This is a genomic window from Streptomyces sp. KR80 (assembly GCF_052245555.1).
Lineage (GTDB): Bacteria > Actinomycetota > Actinomycetes > Streptomycetales > Streptomycetaceae > Streptomyces.
In genome coordinates, this window is sequence record NZ_JBQQCD010000017.1 from 15,965 (window position 1) to 33,137 (window position 17,173).

Annotated in this window: 11 protein-coding genes; 4 read left to right on the forward strand and 7 right to left on the reverse strand. The window is 71.5% G+C overall.

Features of this window, described 5'->3' with window-relative positions:
- Nucleotides 1–208: 208 nt before the first annotated feature.
- The 6 genes from ACTWQI_RS22280 to rsmI all read right to left on the reverse strand — a co-directional run bounded on the left by ACTWQI_RS22280 (nt 209) and on the right by rsmI (nt 6,310).
- Nucleotides 209–1,144, reverse strand: coding sequence for a 4-(cytidine 5'-diphospho)-2-C-methyl-D-erythritol kinase (locus tag ACTWQI_RS22280; RefSeq protein ID WP_443273057.1), 936 nt, complete (start codon nt 1,142–1,144; stop codon nt 209–211).
- On the reverse strand, nt 1,141–2,067 hold the full coding sequence (gene rsmA, locus ACTWQI_RS22285; protein WP_443273059.1) for a 16S rRNA (adenine(1518)-N(6)/adenine(1519)-N(6))-dimethyltransferase RsmA: 927 nt from the start codon (nt 2,065–2,067) through the stop codon (nt 1,141–1,143). The genes ACTWQI_RS22280 and rsmA overlap by 4 nt, the downstream gene beginning before the upstream one ends.
- A complete protein-coding gene (locus ACTWQI_RS22290; protein ID WP_443273061.1) occupies nt 2,064–3,506 on the reverse strand; it encodes a ubiquitin-like domain-containing protein in 1,443 nt (480 codons plus the stop codon). The genes rsmA and ACTWQI_RS22290 overlap by 4 nt, the downstream gene beginning before the upstream one ends.
- 156 nt (nt 3,507–3,662) lie before the next feature.
- On the reverse strand, nt 3,663–4,667 hold the full coding sequence (locus ACTWQI_RS22295) for a TatD family hydrolase (protein ID WP_443273063.1): 1,005 nt from the start codon (nt 4,665–4,667) through the stop codon (nt 3,663–3,665).
- Nucleotides 4,668–4,727: 60 nt separating this feature from the next.
- Nucleotides 4,728–5,231, reverse strand: coding sequence for a hypothetical protein (locus ACTWQI_RS22300; RefSeq protein WP_443273065.1), 504 nt, complete (start codon nt 5,229–5,231; stop codon nt 4,728–4,730).
- A 230-nt stretch (nt 5,232–5,461) separates the two neighbouring features.
- The gene (rsmI, locus tag ACTWQI_RS22305) at nt 5,462–6,310 is read right to left on the reverse strand and encodes a 16S rRNA (cytidine(1402)-2'-O)-methyltransferase (protein ID WP_443273067.1); all 849 of its coding nucleotides are present in this window, start codon (nt 6,308–6,310) and stop codon (nt 5,462–5,464) included.
- Nucleotides 6,311–6,957: 647 nt separating this feature from the next.
- On the opposite strand from rsmI, the gene ACTWQI_RS22310 reads away from it, so the two are divergent.
- The gene (locus ACTWQI_RS22310; protein WP_443273069.1) at nt 6,958–8,787 is read left to right on the forward strand and encodes a dolichyl-phosphate-mannose--protein mannosyltransferase; all 1,830 of its coding nucleotides are present in this window, start codon (nt 6,958–6,960) and stop codon (nt 8,785–8,787) included.
- 185 nt (nt 8,788–8,972) lie between these two features.
- Nucleotides 8,973–10,637 (forward strand): penicillin-binding transpeptidase domain-containing protein, encoded by a 1,665-nt coding sequence (locus ACTWQI_RS22315; protein WP_443273071.1) that lies wholly within the window; start codon nt 8,973–8,975, stop codon nt 10,635–10,637.
- 98 nt (nt 10,638–10,735) lie between these two features.
- On the opposite strand, the gene ACTWQI_RS22320 is transcribed toward ACTWQI_RS22315, so the two are convergent.
- A complete protein-coding gene (locus ACTWQI_RS22320) occupies nt 10,736–12,553 on the reverse strand; it encodes a SpoIIE family protein phosphatase (RefSeq protein ID WP_443273073.1) in 1,818 nt (605 codons plus the stop codon).
- Nucleotides 12,554–12,650: 97 nt separating this feature from the next.
- Here ACTWQI_RS22320 and ACTWQI_RS22325 point away from each other — a divergent pair, with 97 nt between their 5' ends.
- Nucleotides 12,651–16,457: a HAMP domain-containing protein gene (locus ACTWQI_RS22325; protein ID WP_443273075.1), complete on the forward strand. Its 3,807-nt coding sequence runs from the start codon at nt 12,651–12,653 to the stop codon at nt 16,455–16,457.
- Entirely contained in the window at nt 16,454–17,143 is a 690-nt protein-coding gene (locus ACTWQI_RS22330) for a response regulator (RefSeq protein ID WP_443273077.1), read from the forward strand. The genes ACTWQI_RS22325 and ACTWQI_RS22330 overlap by 4 nt, the downstream gene beginning before the upstream one ends.
- Nucleotides 17,144–17,173 lie beyond the last annotated feature (30 nt).

Sequence of the window (17,173 nt, forward strand, 5' to 3'; positions counted from 1 at the left end):
CTCGGGGCCCCTCCAGGATCCCACGACGCCGATGCCCCGGATCACGGCCGCCGCCAGGCCGCCGCCACCTTGGCGGCGCACCGGTAGGCGGCGCACCGCCGCGGGGGATGAGCACCGCTGCCGGGTGCGGGTCCAGGGTGCCCACCCTCCCCCTGGGGATACCTCCCAGCGATAGCTGGGGGAGGAACGTATGCCCACACCCTCTGGGTCAGAGGCGAGTGGCCCCCCGGGCCGGGCTGGACGCCACTCGGGCCGCACGGCAGGTGCCGGAGGCTGTCATCGCGTCCGCCAACTCCGGTGCCGCCTGCGCGTCCTGGACCAGGAAGGCACACGTGGGCCCCGAGCCCGAGACGATCGAGGCGAGGGCACCCGCCTTCGTGCCCGCCGCCAGCGTCTCGGCGAGGGACGGCCGCAGTGAGACCGCCGCCGCCTGGAGGTCGTTGCCGGCCCCTCCCACCATCAGGGCGGACGCCAGGGCGACGAGGTCCCCCTCGGCGAGCGCGTCCAAGAGCGCGGGGGACGGTTCCGGGTCCGGGACGTGGTCGACGGTCGCGCCCGGACCCGACACCGCACGCAGCCGGTCGCACTCCGCGTACACCGCCGGAGTCGACAGCCCGCCGTCGGCCACCGCGAAGACCCAGTGGAAGACACCGCCGACGTCGAGCGGCGTCAGGAGCTCGCCCCGGCCCCGCCCCAGCGCGGCGCCACCGACCAGGCTGAACGGCACGTCGCTGCCGAGCTCGGCGCAGAGGGCGAGCAGATCCGCACGCGAGGCACCGGTGCCCCACAGCGCGTCACAGGCCACCAGCGCTCCCGCGCCGTCCGCGCTGCCGCCCGCCATCCCCCCGGCGACCGGGATGTCCTTGGCGATGTGGATGTGGACGTCCGGCGCGATGCCGTGCCGGGCGGCGAGCAGTTCGGCGGCGCGCGCCGCCAGATTCGTATGGTCCGTCGGCACCCGGTCCGCGTCCGGCCCGTCGACCGTGATCCGCAGCGCGTCGGCCGGGGTGACGGTGACCTCGTCGTAGAGGCCGACCGCGAGGAAGACGTTCGCCACGTCATGGAAGCCGTCCGGGCGCAGCCCTCCCACCGCGAGCTGGACGTTGACCTTGGCGGGGACGCGGACGGTCACGGATCGGGTCACGATTGCGGTCTCCTGGTCGTCGGACGGCTGGGCTCGACGGCCCCTGCGGGAGCGGGTCGGTGTTCTGCGATACGGGCGAAATCCTCAACGGTCAGCGACTCACCCCGGGCCTGCGGCGAGACGCCCGCCGCGACGAGCACCGCCTCCGCGGCGGCCGCCGACCCCGCCCATCCGGCGAGCGCCGCACGCAGCGTCTTGCGCCGCTGCGCGAAGGCCGCGTCGACCACGGCGAACACCTCCTCCCGGGAGGCGGACGTCTTCGGCGGCTCGGCGCGCCGCACCAGCGAGACCAGACCCGAGTCGACGTTCGGCGCCGGCCAGAAGACCGTGCGCCCGATGGCCCCGGCCCGCTTCACCTGCGCGTACCACGCCGCCTTCACCGACGGCACGCCGTAGATCTTCGAGCCGGGTGCGGCCGCGAGCCGGTCGGCGACCTCCGACTGCACCATGACGAGCGTCCGCTCGATCGTCGGGAACGTCGCCAGCATGTGCAGCAGAACCGGCACGGCCACGTTGTACGGCAGGTTGGCGACCAGCGCGGTCGGAGCGGGGCCCGGCAGCTCGGTCACCTGCAAGGCATCGGAGTGCACCAGCGCGAAGCGATCCACGCGCTCCGGCAGCCGCACCGCGACGGTCTCCGGCAGCGCGCCGGCCAGCACATCGTCGATCTCGACCGCCGTGACCCGGTCCGCCGCCTGAAGCAGGGCGAGGGTCAGCGATCCGAGCCCGGGCCCGATCTCGACGACCACGTCGTCCGGGCGCACGTCGGCGGTCCGTACGATCCGGCGGACCGTGTTGGCGTCGATGACGAAGTTCTGGCCGCGCTGCTTGGTGGGGCGCACGCCCAGGGCGGCGGCCAGTTCGCGGATGTCGGCCGGGCCCAGCAGGGGACCGTGTTCGTCAGAGGTGGGGCTGGTGCTCACCGGTGAAGCTTACGGCCGCAGTGCGGCCACGGACTCGCCCCCCGTTGCACGTAGAGCTTCTTGGCCCGGTAGGTCTGCTCGGCGGCGGAAGCGTCCTGCGGACGGCCGTGACCGCCCAGGCGATGCCAGGTGTGCGTATCGAACTGGTACAGCCCGCCGTACGTCCCCGAGGCGTCCACCGCGTCCGGCCTCCCGCCCGACTCGCACCGCGCCATCGCCCGCCAGTTCAGCCCGTCCGCACCGGCGACGGACCTCGGCAGCGGCCTGGTGCCGATCCGCACCACCTGGTCGCGTGCCCGCCGGACCAGCTTGGACCGCAGCCTCTTCGGCTTCTGCTTGACGCCGTTGACGGTGCGCAGCTCGTATGTGACCCGCTTCACCCCCGGCTGGCCACGCTGGACGATCACCTCGGTGCCTTGGAAGAGGGTGGCGTCGGTGTGCCGGACCGTGCGGAAGGGGATCGGTTCCTCCCGCGCCTCGTTCCTGCCGGTGATCCGCAGGATCGAGATCGTCTGGCCGTCGCGCGGGAAGCTGTCCTGCGGCACGGAGGTGGTGTCCTGTCCGCGCAGCACGATGCCCGCCTGGTCGACGGCCTCCCGGACGGTGGCGGCATTCGTACGGATCGTGCGCTCGCGCCCGTCGGCCATGAGCGTCACGGTGCGCTCGGTGCGGACGTCCAGGGTGAGGCCGTGGTGAGAGATCCTGGTGCGGCGCGGGCTGGAGACGTACGCGCCCTCGGCACGCACCCCGAGCTGCCGGAGTGCGCCCTCGACGGTCCGGGCGGTGGTCCACGCGCGGCTGGACACCCCGTCAAGGGTGAGAGCGAGCGGGCGGCCGTACCGGACGACGACCTCCTCCCCGCTGGTCAGGGGTGCGGTGGAGAGCGGGGCGACCGTGTCGTGCGGGCCGACCTCGACGTGTTCGTCCGCCAGGAGTTCCGTGACGTCGTCGGCGAAGGTGTGGAGGGTCCGCGGCGCACCGTCGACGGTGAGCCGAACGGACTTGTCGTCGGAGATGAAGGCGGAGGTGCCGCCGGCCAGGAAGGCGACGACGAGGGCCTGCGGGAGAAGACGGCGCAGGGCCTCGGGCCGTTCGGCGACCCGCCTCCGGCGGCGGGCGGCACGGCGGGCGGCGGCGCGGCCGCCGACGGCTCCGGGCGGCGCGATGGGGCCGAGGGGCCCTGTCGGACCGGCAGGGGTCGGGTACTGGCGGGGCACCCTTCCCGGTCGTGGCCAGGTGCCGTACAGGGACTCATAGGCCCGGTCGAACGCGGCGTCCTCGTCGAACCCGTCGTAGGGGCGCTCGTACGGGCCTTCGTACGTCCAGTCGCGGGTCGCCCCGTACGGCCGCTCGTACGGACGCGCGGGTGTCTGCGGGGGCTCGGCGCGGTGGCGGCGGGCGCGGCGCGCGGCGCGGTGGCTTCCCTGGGAATTGCTCACGACGCTCCCTTCCCCCCTGGGGGCTACCGCTGGTGTGCGCCTAGGAGGTGCCCCAGTTCCGGTGGTCGGCGGGGACTGTAGCGGAGGCGCCGTCACTCTCCAAAGTCACAGGGCTACTCTGTGTCGCGGAACAGCTCCATGTGCCTGGGCGGGGGCTCACCCGGGGGCAGGTTGCCCGTAGCCGAAGGCGCGCGCCGCGTTGGCCGCCACGGCTGTGGCCAGCCGGTCCTCGTCGACACCCTTCACCTCGGCCATCGCGCGCAGCGTGACCGGAACGAGATACGGCGCGTTGGGCCGTCCGCGGTACGGCGCCGGCGTGAGGAAGGGCGCGTCGGTCTCCACCAGCAGCAGCTCGAGCGGGGCGACGGCCAGCGCGTCGCGCAGCGGTTGCGCGTTCCTGAACGTGACGTTCCCGGCGAAGGACATCAAGTAGCCGTGTTCCGCGCAGACTTTGGCCATCTCGGCGTCGCCGGAGTAGCAGTGGAAGACGACCGCCTCGGGGGCGCCCTCCTCGTCGAGGATGCGCAGCACGTCGTCGTGCGCCTCACGGTCGTGGATGACCAGCGCCTTGCCGTGGCGCTTGGCGATCTCGATGTGGCGGCGGAAGGACCGCTGCTGCGCGGCGATGCCCTCCCGGCCGGTGCGGAAGTAGTCGAGCCCGGTCTCACCGACGCCACGCACCTGCGGCAGTGCGGCGAGCGCGTCGATCTCGGCGAGGGCGACGTCGAGGTCCGCGTCACCGCCGGGCTCCCTTGTCCCCTGTCGCGACCAGCCCTCAGGGTCTCCGAGGACGATCCGCGGGGCCTCGTTGGGGTGCAGTGCCACGGTGGCCCAGACGTTCTCCCAGGCTTCCGCGGTCCGTGCCGCCCAGTGGGAGCCGGCCACGTCGCAGCCGACCTGGATCAGCGTCGTGACCCCGACCGAAGCGGCCTTCGCGATCGCGTCGGCGACGACGGGACCGGTCTCCTCGCCCTCCTTCGGCGAGGAGCGGTCCAGCATGTCGAGGTGGGTGTGCGAGTCGGCCACCGGCACGCGCAGCGGCTCCGGCAGTGGCGGCGCCGCTGCCCTGCCGTCCGCGCCGCCGTTCTTCGGGCGCCCGGCGCCCGAGCCGCTGCCGCCTCCGCTGCGGGAGCCGCCGCTCGTGGATGCTGATGCCGCCATGGCGGCGATCCTATGCGGAAGGGTGGGGGCGTCCGGGGCCGGTGCTCAGGCCCGGGACCTTCACTTGCGGTGGAAGCCGTGCAGCAGGCCGCCCAGGCGCCGCCGGTGTTCCGTGGGCTGCTCTCCGCGGTCCGCGGCACTACTCCTCGCGGTGCCGCCCTCCCCTGCCGTACGGCCGCCGGCCGAGGGCTGGTCCTCGGCGCGCGCAGTGACGGGCGGCTCCATCGGAGCCCCCAGGGCGAGCAGCGGGCCGGCGATCCCCTGCTGGGCCAGCCCGGCAGCCGAGGCGGGGATCTGACCGGACCGCATGATGCGCACCACGTTGCCGCCGCAGTTGAGGCAGGTCGGGCGGGTCAGCGGCGACGGTACGCGCTCCCCACCCGCGTGGTAGGTGACGAAGGCGCGCCCCTGGGCGTCGACGTGGTGCCGTATCTCGTAGTCCTGCTCCCAGCCGTGGCCGCAGCGCATACAGGCGAAGGAGTACGCCTCGTGCGCGGGGGGCTCAACCTGCGCGCCGCGGGGCATTGAGGGGACGCCGTGCGAGGTGTCTGCGGTCTCACTCATGCCAGCTCCTCTTGTCCGCTGGACAAGCTCTCCGGACCGGATGTCCTGTGTTCAGTGGACGCCCTTACGGGCGGAAACGCAGCAGCCCCGGCCGGCTATTGGCCCAGATTTGGGGAGTCGGTTGTGGAGAAACCCTTCTGCGCGGTCGAGGCTTTGCTTTTCAGATTATCCCTTTACCTTCTGCTGGTCCCCTTCGCGTCGCGTGCTCCCTTCCTCGGTCCCCACCCTCCTCAGCTCCGCTGGCTCTTCGCCGCGACAACCGCGTCGAAGACCTCGCGCTTGGGCAGACCGGCCTCGGCGGCCACCGCCGCGATGGCCTCTTTGCGGTGCTCGCCTGCCTCCTCGCGGACCGCGACGCGCCGCGCCAGTTCGGCCGGGGCCAGCTCGTGCGGGCCGGGCGCCGCCGCGCCCTCGACCACGACGGTGATCTCGCCGCGCACGCCCTCCGTCGCCCAATCGGCCAGGTCCTTCAGCGAGCCGCGGCGGACCTCCTCGTAGGTCTTGGTGAGCTCCCGGCACACGGCCGCCCGGCGATCGGTTCCGAAGACCTCGGCCATCGCCGCGAGGGTGTCGTCGAGGCGATGCGGAGCCTCGAAGTAGACCAGCGTGCGGCGCTCGTCCCGGACCTCCCGCAGCCGGCCGAGCCGTTCACCGGCCTTGCGCGGCAGGAATCCCTCGAAGCAGAACCGGTCGACGGGCAGGCCGGACAGCGCGAGCGCGGTGAGCACGGCGGACGGGCCGGGGACGGCGGTCACGGTGATGCCGTGCTCGACTGCCGCGGCGACGAGCCGGTAGCCGGGGTCGGACACGGACGGCATTCCGGCGTCGGTGACCAGCAGCACCCGCGCCCCGGCCGCGAGGGCCTCGACCAGCTCGGGCGTACGGGCGGACTCGTTGCCCTCGAAGTACGACACGACCCGGCCCGCGGGCCGCACGCCGAGTGCCTGCGCGAGGCGACGCAGGCGCCGGGTGTCCTCGGCCGCCACGACGTCGGCCTGCGCCAGCTCCGTCGCGAGCCGGGGCGGGGCGTCCGCGACGTCGCCGATGGGCGTCCCTGCGAGTACGAGCGTTCCAGTCACGCCTGCCATCCTCCCAGGCCGCCGAGTGCGACCGCGCCGGTCACCGGCCACCAGCCCCGGCCGCCGGGCCCGCTCCCCCCACGCCTGAATCGTGCGATCAGCCCCTGAACCCGTGCCAGGGCGCTGCTGGCGCCGGCAGGAGCGGGAGTCTCCCCGGCCGCCCGGCGAGCAGCGCGCGCTTGACGCCTCGCTCGAGCGTGGTGCCGACGCAAGCAGCACGAAGGAAAGGCGGCAAGCGTGGCCTCGGCAGCCAGCCGTACGCCGCGGGGCCACCGCACCGGTCGCTCGTCGGCCCGCCCGGCCCCGTCCGCCCACGCCTGATCGTGCGATCAGCCCTGAGCCCGCGTGATCAGCGGGCGCGATCGGTGCCGCATCGGCAGTGACCGGCCGGCAGCAGCGGGAGTTCCGCCGACCGTCCCGCAGGGGCGCGGTGACGTCCGGCCCACGCGCCGGCGCAGCGGCGACTAGGGCGGCAAGCGTGGCTCCGGCAGCCGCCCGCCGCCGACGCGGCGCAGTTCACAGGGCGGGCCCGAGGCGCGCAGCGGCCTGGGCGAACGCCCGGCCCGGCGGCTTCGCCGCCTGGTGGCCGAGGCCCACGGCCGGACCGGGAGCACCATTCCCGCAGCCGCGTTCCCTACGATGGCGCGGTGACCAGTGACACGGCGACAGGAGCCCGGCCGGTGGCCGGCGAGCAGCATGGCGGCGCGACCGCGTCCCGCGAGGCCGGGCCGACCGCATGGCAGCTGCGGCTGCGCCGCTACGGGTACGTGGACCGCCCGCGGACGCCCGTGCGCGACCGGCTGGTCCCGCCGTTTCCGGGCCCGGGCACCCGGGTGTGGACCCTGCTCGGCCTGAGCCCGCACGCCGCCGCCCGGCTCGCCCGGTGGTCCGGGTGGGGCGGCCCCGTTCTCGTCGCGCTCGTCGCCGGCCTGCTCCGGTTCTGGCATCTGAAGAGCCCCCAAGCGGTGATATTCGACGAGACGTACTACGCCAAGGACGCCTGGTCGCTGCTTCAGTACGGCTATGAGGGCAGCTGGCCCAAGAACGCCAACGAGCTGATCCTCGCCGACCCCCAGCGCATCCCGCTCAGCCCGGAACACAGCTACGTCGTCCACCCGCCGGTCGGGAAGTGGATGATCGCGCTCGGTGAGTGGATGTTCGGTCTGAACCCCTTCGGCTGGCGCTTCATGGTCGCCGTCCTCGGCACGCTCTCGGTGCTGATGCTGTGCCGGATCGGGCGGCGGCTGTTCCGGTCCACCGCGCTGGGCTGCCTGGCCGGGGGGCTGCTCGCCGTGGACGGCCTGCACTTCGTGATGAGCCGGACCGCGCTGCTCGACCTCGTGCTGATGTTCTGGGTGCTGGCAGCCTTCGGCTGTCTGCTCGTCGACCGGGACCGGACCCGGGCCCGGCTGGCGGGGGCACTGCCGGCCGACGCGAGCGGGTTCGTACGGCCGGACGCGCAGGTCGGGAGCCGGCTGTCGCTCGGTCTGCGGCCCTGGCGGCTGGCCGCGGGCGTGTGCCTGGGCCTGGCCTTCGCCACGAAGTGGAATGGGCTGTACATCCTGGCGGCCTTCGGCGTCCTCACCGTCCTCTGGGACGCGGGCTCGCGGCGCATGGCCGGCGCCCCGCGCCCGTACCGCTCGATGGTGCGGCGGGACGCGCTGCCCGCCTTCCTGTCGCTGGTGCCGGTCGCGGTGCTGACCTATGTCGCCTCCTGGACGGGCTGGTTCGCCACCTCGGGGGGCTACTTCCGCGACTGGGCCGCGAACCGCAAGGGTCTGTCACCCGAGACGCTGGCCCTTCCCGGCTTGAAGATTCCGCTGCCGCAGTTCGACATGACCTGGGTGCCGGAAGGCCTGCGCAGCCTGTGGCACTACCAGTTCGAGGTCTACAAGTTCCACGTCGGCCTGACCTCGCCGCACACCTACGAGTCCAACCCGTGGAGCTGGATGGTCCTCGGCCGCCCCGTCTCGTACTTCTACGAGTCGCCCAAGCCGGGTCAGGACGGCTGCCCGGCCGACACGGTCGACAAGTGTGCGCGTGAGGTCCTCGCCCTCGGCACTCCGGTGCTGTGGTGGGCGGCCTGTTTCGCCCTGCTGTACGTGCTCTACCGATGGGCGCTGCGCCGGGACTGGCGGGCGGGCGCGATCCTCTGCGGGATCGCGGCGGGCTGGCTGCCCTGGTTCATGTACCAGGAGCGGACGATCTTCCTCTTCTACGCGGTCGTGTTCCTCCCCTTCGTCTGTCTGGCGCTGGCGATGATGATCGGTGCCCTCCTCGGTCCTCGGGGGGCTGGGGGCACCACCCATGACGAAGGCTATGGGGGAGAGCGCCGGCGCACGCTGGGCGCGGTCGGCGCGGGCGTCCTCGTGCTGCTGATCGTGTGGAACTTCATCTACTTCTTCCCGCTCTACACCGGCGAGCCGCTGCCGATAGACGCCTGGCGCGGCCGCATGTGGCTGGACACCTGGGTCTGACGGCCCGGAGGCAGGGAAGGCAGGGCCGAAGCAGGCGCGCATCTGACTGTCACACAGCTGTCGAACTCATGCTCCAGAACCGTGACCTTCCGCGAGCAGGGGAGGCTCCGGGGATCGGGTAGAGTGCGCCGCGATTGCCCTTAATCACGTGATTAAGAGTCTCTGGGGACTGTGGGGGTTCTCTGATGCGGATGGACGCGAAGCTCGCTGTCATCGCCGGTGTGATCGCCGTGGCGGTGGGGGCGGCGGGGTATGGCGCGTACGCCCTGATCGCGGACTCCGCGGGCGCCTCCTCGGGGGCCTCGGACGACTCCGCTCCGGTGAAGACCGGCCCACCTACCGAGCCCGAGATCGAGGCCACCGCTCGGGGCTTCCTGGCCGCGTGGGCAGCGGGCAAACCCGGCCGTGCCGCGTCCTTCACGGACGACCGTACGGCCGCGGACGCCGCGCTGACCGGCTACCGCAAGGATGCGTACATCTCGGATGTGACGCTGGAGCCGGGCCCGAGGAAGGGCCGGACGGTGCCGTTCGGCGTCAAGGCGGTGATTTCCTACAGCGGGCAGAAGGCCACCTGGACGTATGAATCCTCGCTCAAGGTGAAGCGCGCGAAGGCGACCGGGCGGCCGGTGGTCGCCTGGCAGCCATCGGTCGTCTACCCGGGGCTCCGCAAGGGCGACACGCTCAGGACGGGCGAGGCCGAGGCTCCCCCGATCAAAGCCGTGGACCGCACCGGCAAGGAACTGACCGCGAAGGGCCACCCGACGCTGCGCGGCGTACTGTCCACCCTGCGTGAGCGGTACGGCGACAAGGCCGGGGGCAAGGCGGGGGTCGAGCTGTGGATCGCCCGTGCGGAGGGTTCCGCACGGGCGGGCGGTGCGGACGGCAAGCGATCGGACAAGGCCCCGGACGAGACCCTGAAGGTGCTCTCCAAGGGGACGCCCGGCACCTTGCGCACCACCCTCGACGCGAAACTGCAGTCACTCGCCGAGCAGGCGGTGAACAAGCGCCCCAAGGCGGCGCTGGTGGCCCTCAAGCCCAGCACGGGCGAGATCCTGGCCGTCGCCAACTCCCCCGCCGACGGCTACGACGTCGCCCTCCAGGGCTCCCTGGCGCCCGGTTCCACGATGAAGATCGTCACCGCGGCGATGCTGCTGGAGAAGGGCCTGGCGGGCTACGACAAGCCGCACCCGTGTCCCAAGTACGCGACGTACGGCGGCTGGAAGTTCCAGAACCTCGACAAGTTCGAGATCAAGAACGGCAACTTCGCGCAGAGCTTCGCACGTTCCTGCAACACCGCCTTCATCACGCAGGCGAAGAAGGTCGGCGACGACGCCCTGGGGCAGGAGGCGCGGGACGTCTTCGGCATCGGCCTGAACTGGCGGACCGGCGTCACGACCTTCGACGGCGCGGTTCCGACGCAGCAGGCCGCGCAGAAGGCCGCCTCGATGATCGGCCAGGGCTCGGTCCGGATGAACCCGCTCACGCTGGCGTCGGTCGCGTCCACCGTACGGACGGGTTCCTTCCGCCAGCCGTACCTCGTCTCCCCCTCCCTCGACGACCGGCAACTCGCCAAGGCCTCCCGCTCCCTGAAACCGGAGGTGGCGAAGCAACTGCGCAACCTGATGCGGCTCACCGCGACGGCCGGGACCGGCGCGCAGGCGATGGCCGCGGTCGGCGGGGACATGGGTGCGAAGACCGGATCGGCAGAGGTCGACGGGCAGAAGAAGCCGAACGGCTGGTTCACGGCGTACCGGGGCGACTTTGCCGCGGCAGGCGTGGTCCTGGCGGGCGGCCACGGCGGCTCGTCGGCGGGCCCGATGGTGAGCCAGCTGCTTCGCGCGGGCGGCTGAGCCCCGGCACCCGACCGGCCACCGGCGCGAACCGTGGCGCGCCCGGGCCCGCGCATCCGCGCCCGTACGCCGAGGCGGCGCCGCCGACGCCCCGCCGATCAGGGAACCTGCACCCGTACGGGCATCGCATGGAGCACCAGCACGGCGACGTCGTCCCCGACCGGCTCGGCACTGAAGTCGAGCACCGCCTGACGCACCCGCTCCGCCACCGCCATCGCCCCCATGCCGACACAGCCCCGGAGAATCCGGGCGAGCCCGTTGTCGTCGTCCAACTGCCGTTTTCCGTTACGGCGTTCGGTCACCCCGTCGGTCACGCACAGCAGGGTCTGGCCGAGGGACAGGTGGAAGCTGCTCGCACCGAACCGGGTGCGTCCGTCGATCCCGAGCAGCAGTTGGGGCGAGGCCACGGTCTCCACCGTGCCGTCGGGAAACAGCCTCAGCGGCAGCGGGTGCCCGGCGCTGGCGACGGTGCAGTGTGCGCCGCCCTCCACCGGATCGGGCTCCAGCTCCCCGTACAGCAGGCTCAGAAAGCGCGGCTGTGCGTACTCGCTCCCGTACTCGACGGCCTCCTCGCTGTCCTCCGCCATGGCGGTGTTCAGCCGCTGGAGCACCGACTCGACACCCTGTCCCTCGCGCGCCAGCAGCCGCACGAGGTGCCGGGCCAGGCCCGTGACGGACATCGCCTCAGGATCCTTGCCCTGCACGTCGCCGAGCAGGAAGCACCAGCGGCGGTCTCCCCGGGAGAACAGATCGTAGAAATCGCCACCGACGGTCTGGGCTTCCGCGTGGGGCTCGTAGACGATCGCCGTCTCGATGCCCGGGATGGACGCGAGGAACGGTGGCAGCTGCCTGCGCTGGAGCGCCCGGCTGATCGAGGTCTGCCGGGTGTACTGGCGGGCGGTGACGATCGCTTGCGCCATCAGCCGGGCCACGTTCTCCAGCATCCGGACGACGCCGCCGGCCAGCTGCCGTTCCCCGGCTCTCCCGAGCAGCAGCACTCCCTGGCAGGCACCGCCCGCGACCAGCGGAAAGGCCATGGCGGAGCCGCCCACGCGGTCCTCGTCCGCGTCGTCGGGCCACGGCCACTGCACCGGCGTCGCCCGGTCCCTGGCGGTCGGGGGGTACTTCTCGAGCACCAGGCGCAGCGCGTCGATGCGACGCTCATCCGCGTGCCAGGTACGCGCCAGCCGCATCCGGCCGTCGTCAGTGCTCAGCCAGACACCGCTCCAGTCGGCCACCCTGGGCACCAGGAGCTGCCCGGCGACCGCGGCGACCATCCCCTCGTCGAGCTGCCCGGCGAGGAGCTCGCTGGCCTCGGCGAGGAACGACGGCGGGATGCCCCACTGGGTGATGCCGCCGCGGCCGGACGCCGCGGGGACGGGACGGAACGGTGCCGGGATACCCGGCTGCGCCCGAGCCCTCGCACCCGGCGGCTCTCCCGCCTCGGGCCGGCCTTCGACGGCTTCCAGCCGGAACCACACTCGCTTCTCGGTGTGCCGGTAGGTCACGCCCCACGACTCGGCCAGGGCACCGACGAGTTGAAGGCCCATCCCGCGCTGGCCGCGCACGGCGTCGGTGTCCGAGAACACCAGGCCCGAAGGGTGGTGGTCCGCCACTTCCACCACGACGCCGGGGGGGCGCTCCCCGCCCAGGGAGGCGGCCGGAGGTCTTGGGCCGGGCTCCATGCGGCAGGCGACTTCGATCTCCGTCCCCGCGTGCAGGACCGCATTGGTGACCAGCTCGCTGACGAGGAGCTCGGCGTCGTGGACGAGCTGCTCGGAAATTTCTTCCGACGATGTCGCCCCTTCGGCCAGCGCCCCGTGCACGAACCTGCGCGCCTCCGCGACGGCGAAAGCGCTGGCCTGCAGAGTCGTCCGCGAGACGGCGCCACGCGAGGAAGGGGACGACGGCTCCATGCGACCGCCCTCGAGGAGCTATCGGGAATGGTGACCTATTTAGGCACCTTATACTGAAAAACGCTGCCTTCATCAGATTACCGAGGATGGGCCGACCATGGCACCTGACCAGGCCTCACCCGCATCCGGCACCTTCGCCGAGCAACAACCTGACCACCGCGAACACGCCGACGACCCGGACGCCCCCCGGGACGGAAGTGCGGTGCCGATCGCCGATCTACGACCCCTGCTCACCGCGATGAACGCGTTGCGTGACGGAGATTTCACGGTGCGCGTTCACGGCATGGACACCGGGGTCCTCGCCGACCTGGCAGGTGCGTTCAACCAGATCGTGGCCCGCAACGAGCATCTGGCCGACGAGCTGCAGCGGGTCCACCACGAAGTGGTACGGCAGGGAAGGCTGGACGAGCGGATCGCGCCGGGCCCCGGCCAGGGAACCTGGGCGACCAGCGTGAACGCCACGAACACACTGATCGAAGCGCTGGCCGTACCGGTCACGAAAGCGACACGGGTCCTCAACGCGGTCGCGGACGGGGACCTGACCCAGCACGTCGAACTGCACGACGGCAACCGTCGGCTGCGCGGAGATCTGCGGCTTCTCGGGTACGCGGTGAACCGTATGGTCGACCAGCTCTCGCAGTTCACCGGCGAGATGACCCGGGTCGCCCGCGAGGTCGGCACCGAAGGACGCCTCGGCGGCCGGGCGAAGGTCCGCGGCCTCTCCGGTGACTGGCGCTATGTGACGGAGGCCGTCAACACCATGGCGTCACGGCTGACGGCACAGGTGCGCGACATCGCGGTGGTGACCACGGCTGTGGCCCGCGGCGACCTGACGCAGCAGGTCACGGTGGAGGCGACCGGTGAGCTCCTGGAGCTGAAGCTCACCGTGAACACGATGGTCGACCAGCTGAGAGCGTTCGCCGACGAGGTCACCCGGGTCGCCCGCGAAGTCGGCACCGAAGGCCAGTTGGGCGGTCGCGCCCAGGTACGCGGGGTGTCCGGGGTGTGGAAGGACCTCACCGACAACGTCAACTTCATGGCGTCCAACCTCACCTCACAGGTCCGCAACATCGCCCAGGTCACCACCGCCGTCGCCAACGGCGACCTCTCCAAGAAGATCTCCGTCGACGCACGCGGCGAGATCCTCCAGCTCAAGGACACCGTCAACACGATGGTCGACCAACTCCGCGCCTTCGCCGACGAAGTCACCCGCGTCGCCCGCGAAGTCGGCACCGAAGGACGCCTCGGCGGACGCGCCCAGGTACGCGGCGTCTCCGGGGTGTGGAAGGACCTCACCGACAACGTCAACTTCATGGGCGACAACCTGACCTCGCAGGTCCGCAACATCGCCCAGGTCGCCACCGCCGTCGCCCAAGGCGACCTGTCGAAGAAGATCGACGTGGACGCACGCGGCGAGATCCTGGAGCTGAAGACCACGATCAACACCATGGTCGACACCCTCTCCTCGTTCTCCTCCGAGGTGACCCGGGTGGCACGGGAGGTCGGCAGTGAGGGCCGGCTGGGCGGCCAGGCCCGTGTCGAGGGCGTCTACGGCACCTGGAAGCGGCTGACCACCGGCGTCAACGAGCTCGCCTCGAACCTGACCACCCAGGTCCGGGCGATCGCCGAGGTCGCGAGCGCCGTCGCCCAGGGCGACATGTCGGGTTCCATCTCGGTCGAGGCCCAGGGCGAGGTCGCCGAGTTGAAGAACAACGTGAACACGATGGTCACCAATCTCCGGGAGACCACCCGGGCGAAGGACTGGCTGGAGTCCAACCTCACCCGGATCGCCGGTCTCATGCAGGGCCACCGTGACCTGGGCGAGGTCGCCGATCTGATCCTGCGCGAGCTGACACCGCTGGTGAACGCCCAGCTCGGCGCGTTCTACCTGGCCGAAGCCGGTGCCGAGCCGGGCGAGGGGCTCCAGTTCATCGCCGGCTACGGAACCGACGCGGCCGACGGCACCGCCGCCCGTGCGGGGACCGATGGAGGAGGGCGCGCTCTCCAGCACGACCCCGAACGACTCGGGCGCGGGCTGATCGCCCAGGCGGCGCTCGAGAAGAAGCGGATCCTCATACGAGAGGTGCCGCCGGACTACCTCGCCATCAGCTCCGGCCTCGGTGCCGCTCCCCCGGGCAACATCGTCATCCTGCCGATCCTCTTCGAGGACACCGTGCTCGGAGTGATCGAGCTCGCCTCGTTCAGCCAGTTCAACGAAGTGCACCTCGCCTTCATCGACCAGTTCGTCAACACCATCGGCGTCTCGATCAACACCATCATCGCCAACTCCCGTACGGAATCACTGCTCTCGGAGTCCCAGCGGCTCACCTCCGAGCTGCGCCAGCGCACCGATGAGCTCCAGCGGTCCAACGCCGAACTCGAGGACAAGGCCGCGCTGCTGGCCACGTCCTCCCAGTACAAGTCGGAGTTCCTGGCGAACATGTCGCACGAGCTGCGCACCCCGCTCAACTCGCTGCTGGTCCTGGCCCGGCTGCTCGCCGACAACACCGACGGGGGGCTGTCCCAGCAGGAGGTGCAGTTCGCGACCACCATCCACCGCTCGGGCTCCGATCTGCTCCAGCTGATCAACGACATCCTGGATCTGTCGAAGATCGAGGCGGGCCGGATGGACGTCCACCCCAAGCGGCTGCCCCTGGCGAAGCTGCTCGACTACGTGCACGCGACGTTCGGCCCGCTCGCCCTCGACCGGGACCTGTCCTTCAAGGTCTCCGTGGGCGAGGACGTGCCGCGCGAGCTGTTCTCGGACGAGCAGCGACTCCAGCAGGTCCTGCGCAATCTGCTGTCCAACGCCCTGAAGTTCACTCAGTCCGGCGGGGTGGAGCTGCGCGTGGAGCGGGTGCCGGGAGCGGACTTCGAGAACGAGACCCTGCGGAATGCGCAGGACGTGATCGCCTTCACGGTCGAGGACACCGGCATCGGCATCCCGCCCGAGAATCTCTCGGCGATCTTCGGCGCGTTCCAGCAGTCCGACGGCACCACCAGCCGCAGGTTCGGGGGCACCGGGCTCGGCCTGTCCATCAGCCGGGAGATCGCCGGGCTCCTCGGCGGCCGGATCGTCGCCGAGAGCGAACCGGACGTGGGATCCCGGTTCACCCTTTACGTCCCGGCGTACTTCCACGGCGCCACCTCCGCCGTCCCGGACACCGGAGCGGCACGTCCTGCGGACGCGCTCGCCCCAGGTGCCGGTGGACCGGCGGCTATCGCGACAACCGCCCCGGCCACGCCGGTGGGGACGGCGGCCGGTGGCGTGCCGGGCGGCGGCTTCGGCGGCACGGACGCCACCGTGGCCGACCGAGGGAGTCGGGACACCGACGGCCATACGGACTCCTGGCCGGAGCCGAAACGGCTCCGGGAGTGGATGACCGGAGACCGCGGACGGCTGCTGTCCGGGTGCCGCCTGCTCATCATCGACGACGACATCCGCAATGTCTTCGCGCTCACGCAGGTGCTCGGCCGCGTCGGGATCACCGTGAAGTACGCGGAGAACGGCCGTGAGGGTCTCGAAGTCCTCAACCGCTCACCAGAGGTGTCGCTGGTCCTGATGGACATCATGATGCCCGAGATGGACGGTTACGAGACCATCCGCGCCATCCGTAACACTCCTCGCCTCTCCGACCTCCCCATCATCGCCCTCACCGCCAAGGCCATGCCGGGCGACCGCGAGAAGGCGATCAACAGCGGCGCGACCGACTACGTTCCCAAGCCCGTCGACGTGGACCGGCTGCTCTCGGTGATCTGCGACCTGCTCGAGGCACGGGACGCCTCGTCGCCACCGGCGCCTGCGCCAGCGCATGCCACGGAGAGGGCGGCGCGCCCCGGTGCGACCGGTGCCCCTGACCCCCGCGAGGGGAATGACGACAACCCGCCGAGGCAGGCCGTATGAACGCCTTCACGTCCGACCGGTCCAGCATCCTCATCGTCGACGACATGGAGGAGAACCTGGTCGCCTTGGAGGCCGTGCTCGGCTCGCTCGACCAGCGCATCGTCCGCGCGTACTCCGGGGAAGAGGCCCTCAAGGCGATGCTGCGCCAGGAGTTCGCCGTGGTGTTGCTCGATGTGCTGATGCCCGGAATGGACGGCTTCGAGACGGCAGCGAACATCAAGCGCCTGGACCAGACGAAGCATGTGCCCATCATCCTGCTGACCGGTGCCGACACCGAAAGCGACTACGCGTACCGGGGATACTCCATCGGCGCCGCGGACTTTCTCACCAAGCCCTTCGATCCGTGGCTGCTGCGCACCAAAGTCAATGTGTTTCTGGAGCTCCACCGGAAGAACCGCCAGCTCGTCGCGCAGGCGGAGCAGTTGCGGCGGCTGCTGGTCGGCGAGTCCGGGCGGCACGAGAGCCCTGCGGTGACCGGGGAGCGACCACAGGCCGGCAGCACCCGCAGCGGCGGTGACGAGCAGACGGCGCAGATCGAGCAACGGCTGACGGAGGTCTCCGAGCGCCTCGCCCAGATCGAACTGCTGCTGCGCGATACGGAAGGCGCCGAGACCGCCGGTCTCGCCGACCGGATCTCCGAGGTGGAACGCACGATCTCCCGCCTGCACGTCGGCGGGGACGCCTAGGCCCCTGTCCGGCCCCAGTCGACCCCCGCC

What these genes read in the sequence shown, in the direction of transcription:
- ACTWQI_RS22295 (WP_443273063.1), bottom strand. Translation starts at nt 4,667, where the DNA reads ATGGCGGCATCAGCATCCACGAGCGGCGGCTCCCGCAGCGGAGGCGGC.
- ACTWQI_RS22300 (WP_443273065.1), bottom strand. Translation starts at nt 5,231, where the DNA reads ATGAGTGAGACCGCAGACACCTCGCACGGCGTCCCCTCAATGCCCCGC.
- ACTWQI_RS22315 (WP_443273071.1), top strand. Translation starts at nt 8,973, where the DNA reads ATGCGGATGGACGCGAAGCTCGCTGTCATCGCCGGTGTGATCGCCGTG.
- ACTWQI_RS22320 (WP_443273073.1), bottom strand. Translation starts at nt 12,553, where the DNA reads ATGGAGCCGTCGTCCCCTTCCTCGCGTGGCGCCGTCTCGCGGACGACT.
- ACTWQI_RS22325 (WP_443273075.1), top strand. Translation starts at nt 12,651, where the DNA reads ATGGCACCTGACCAGGCCTCACCCGCATCCGGCACCTTCGCCGAGCAA.
- ACTWQI_RS22330 (WP_443273077.1), top strand. Translation starts at nt 16,454, where the DNA reads ATGAACGCCTTCACGTCCGACCGGTCCAGCATCCTCATCGTCGACGAC.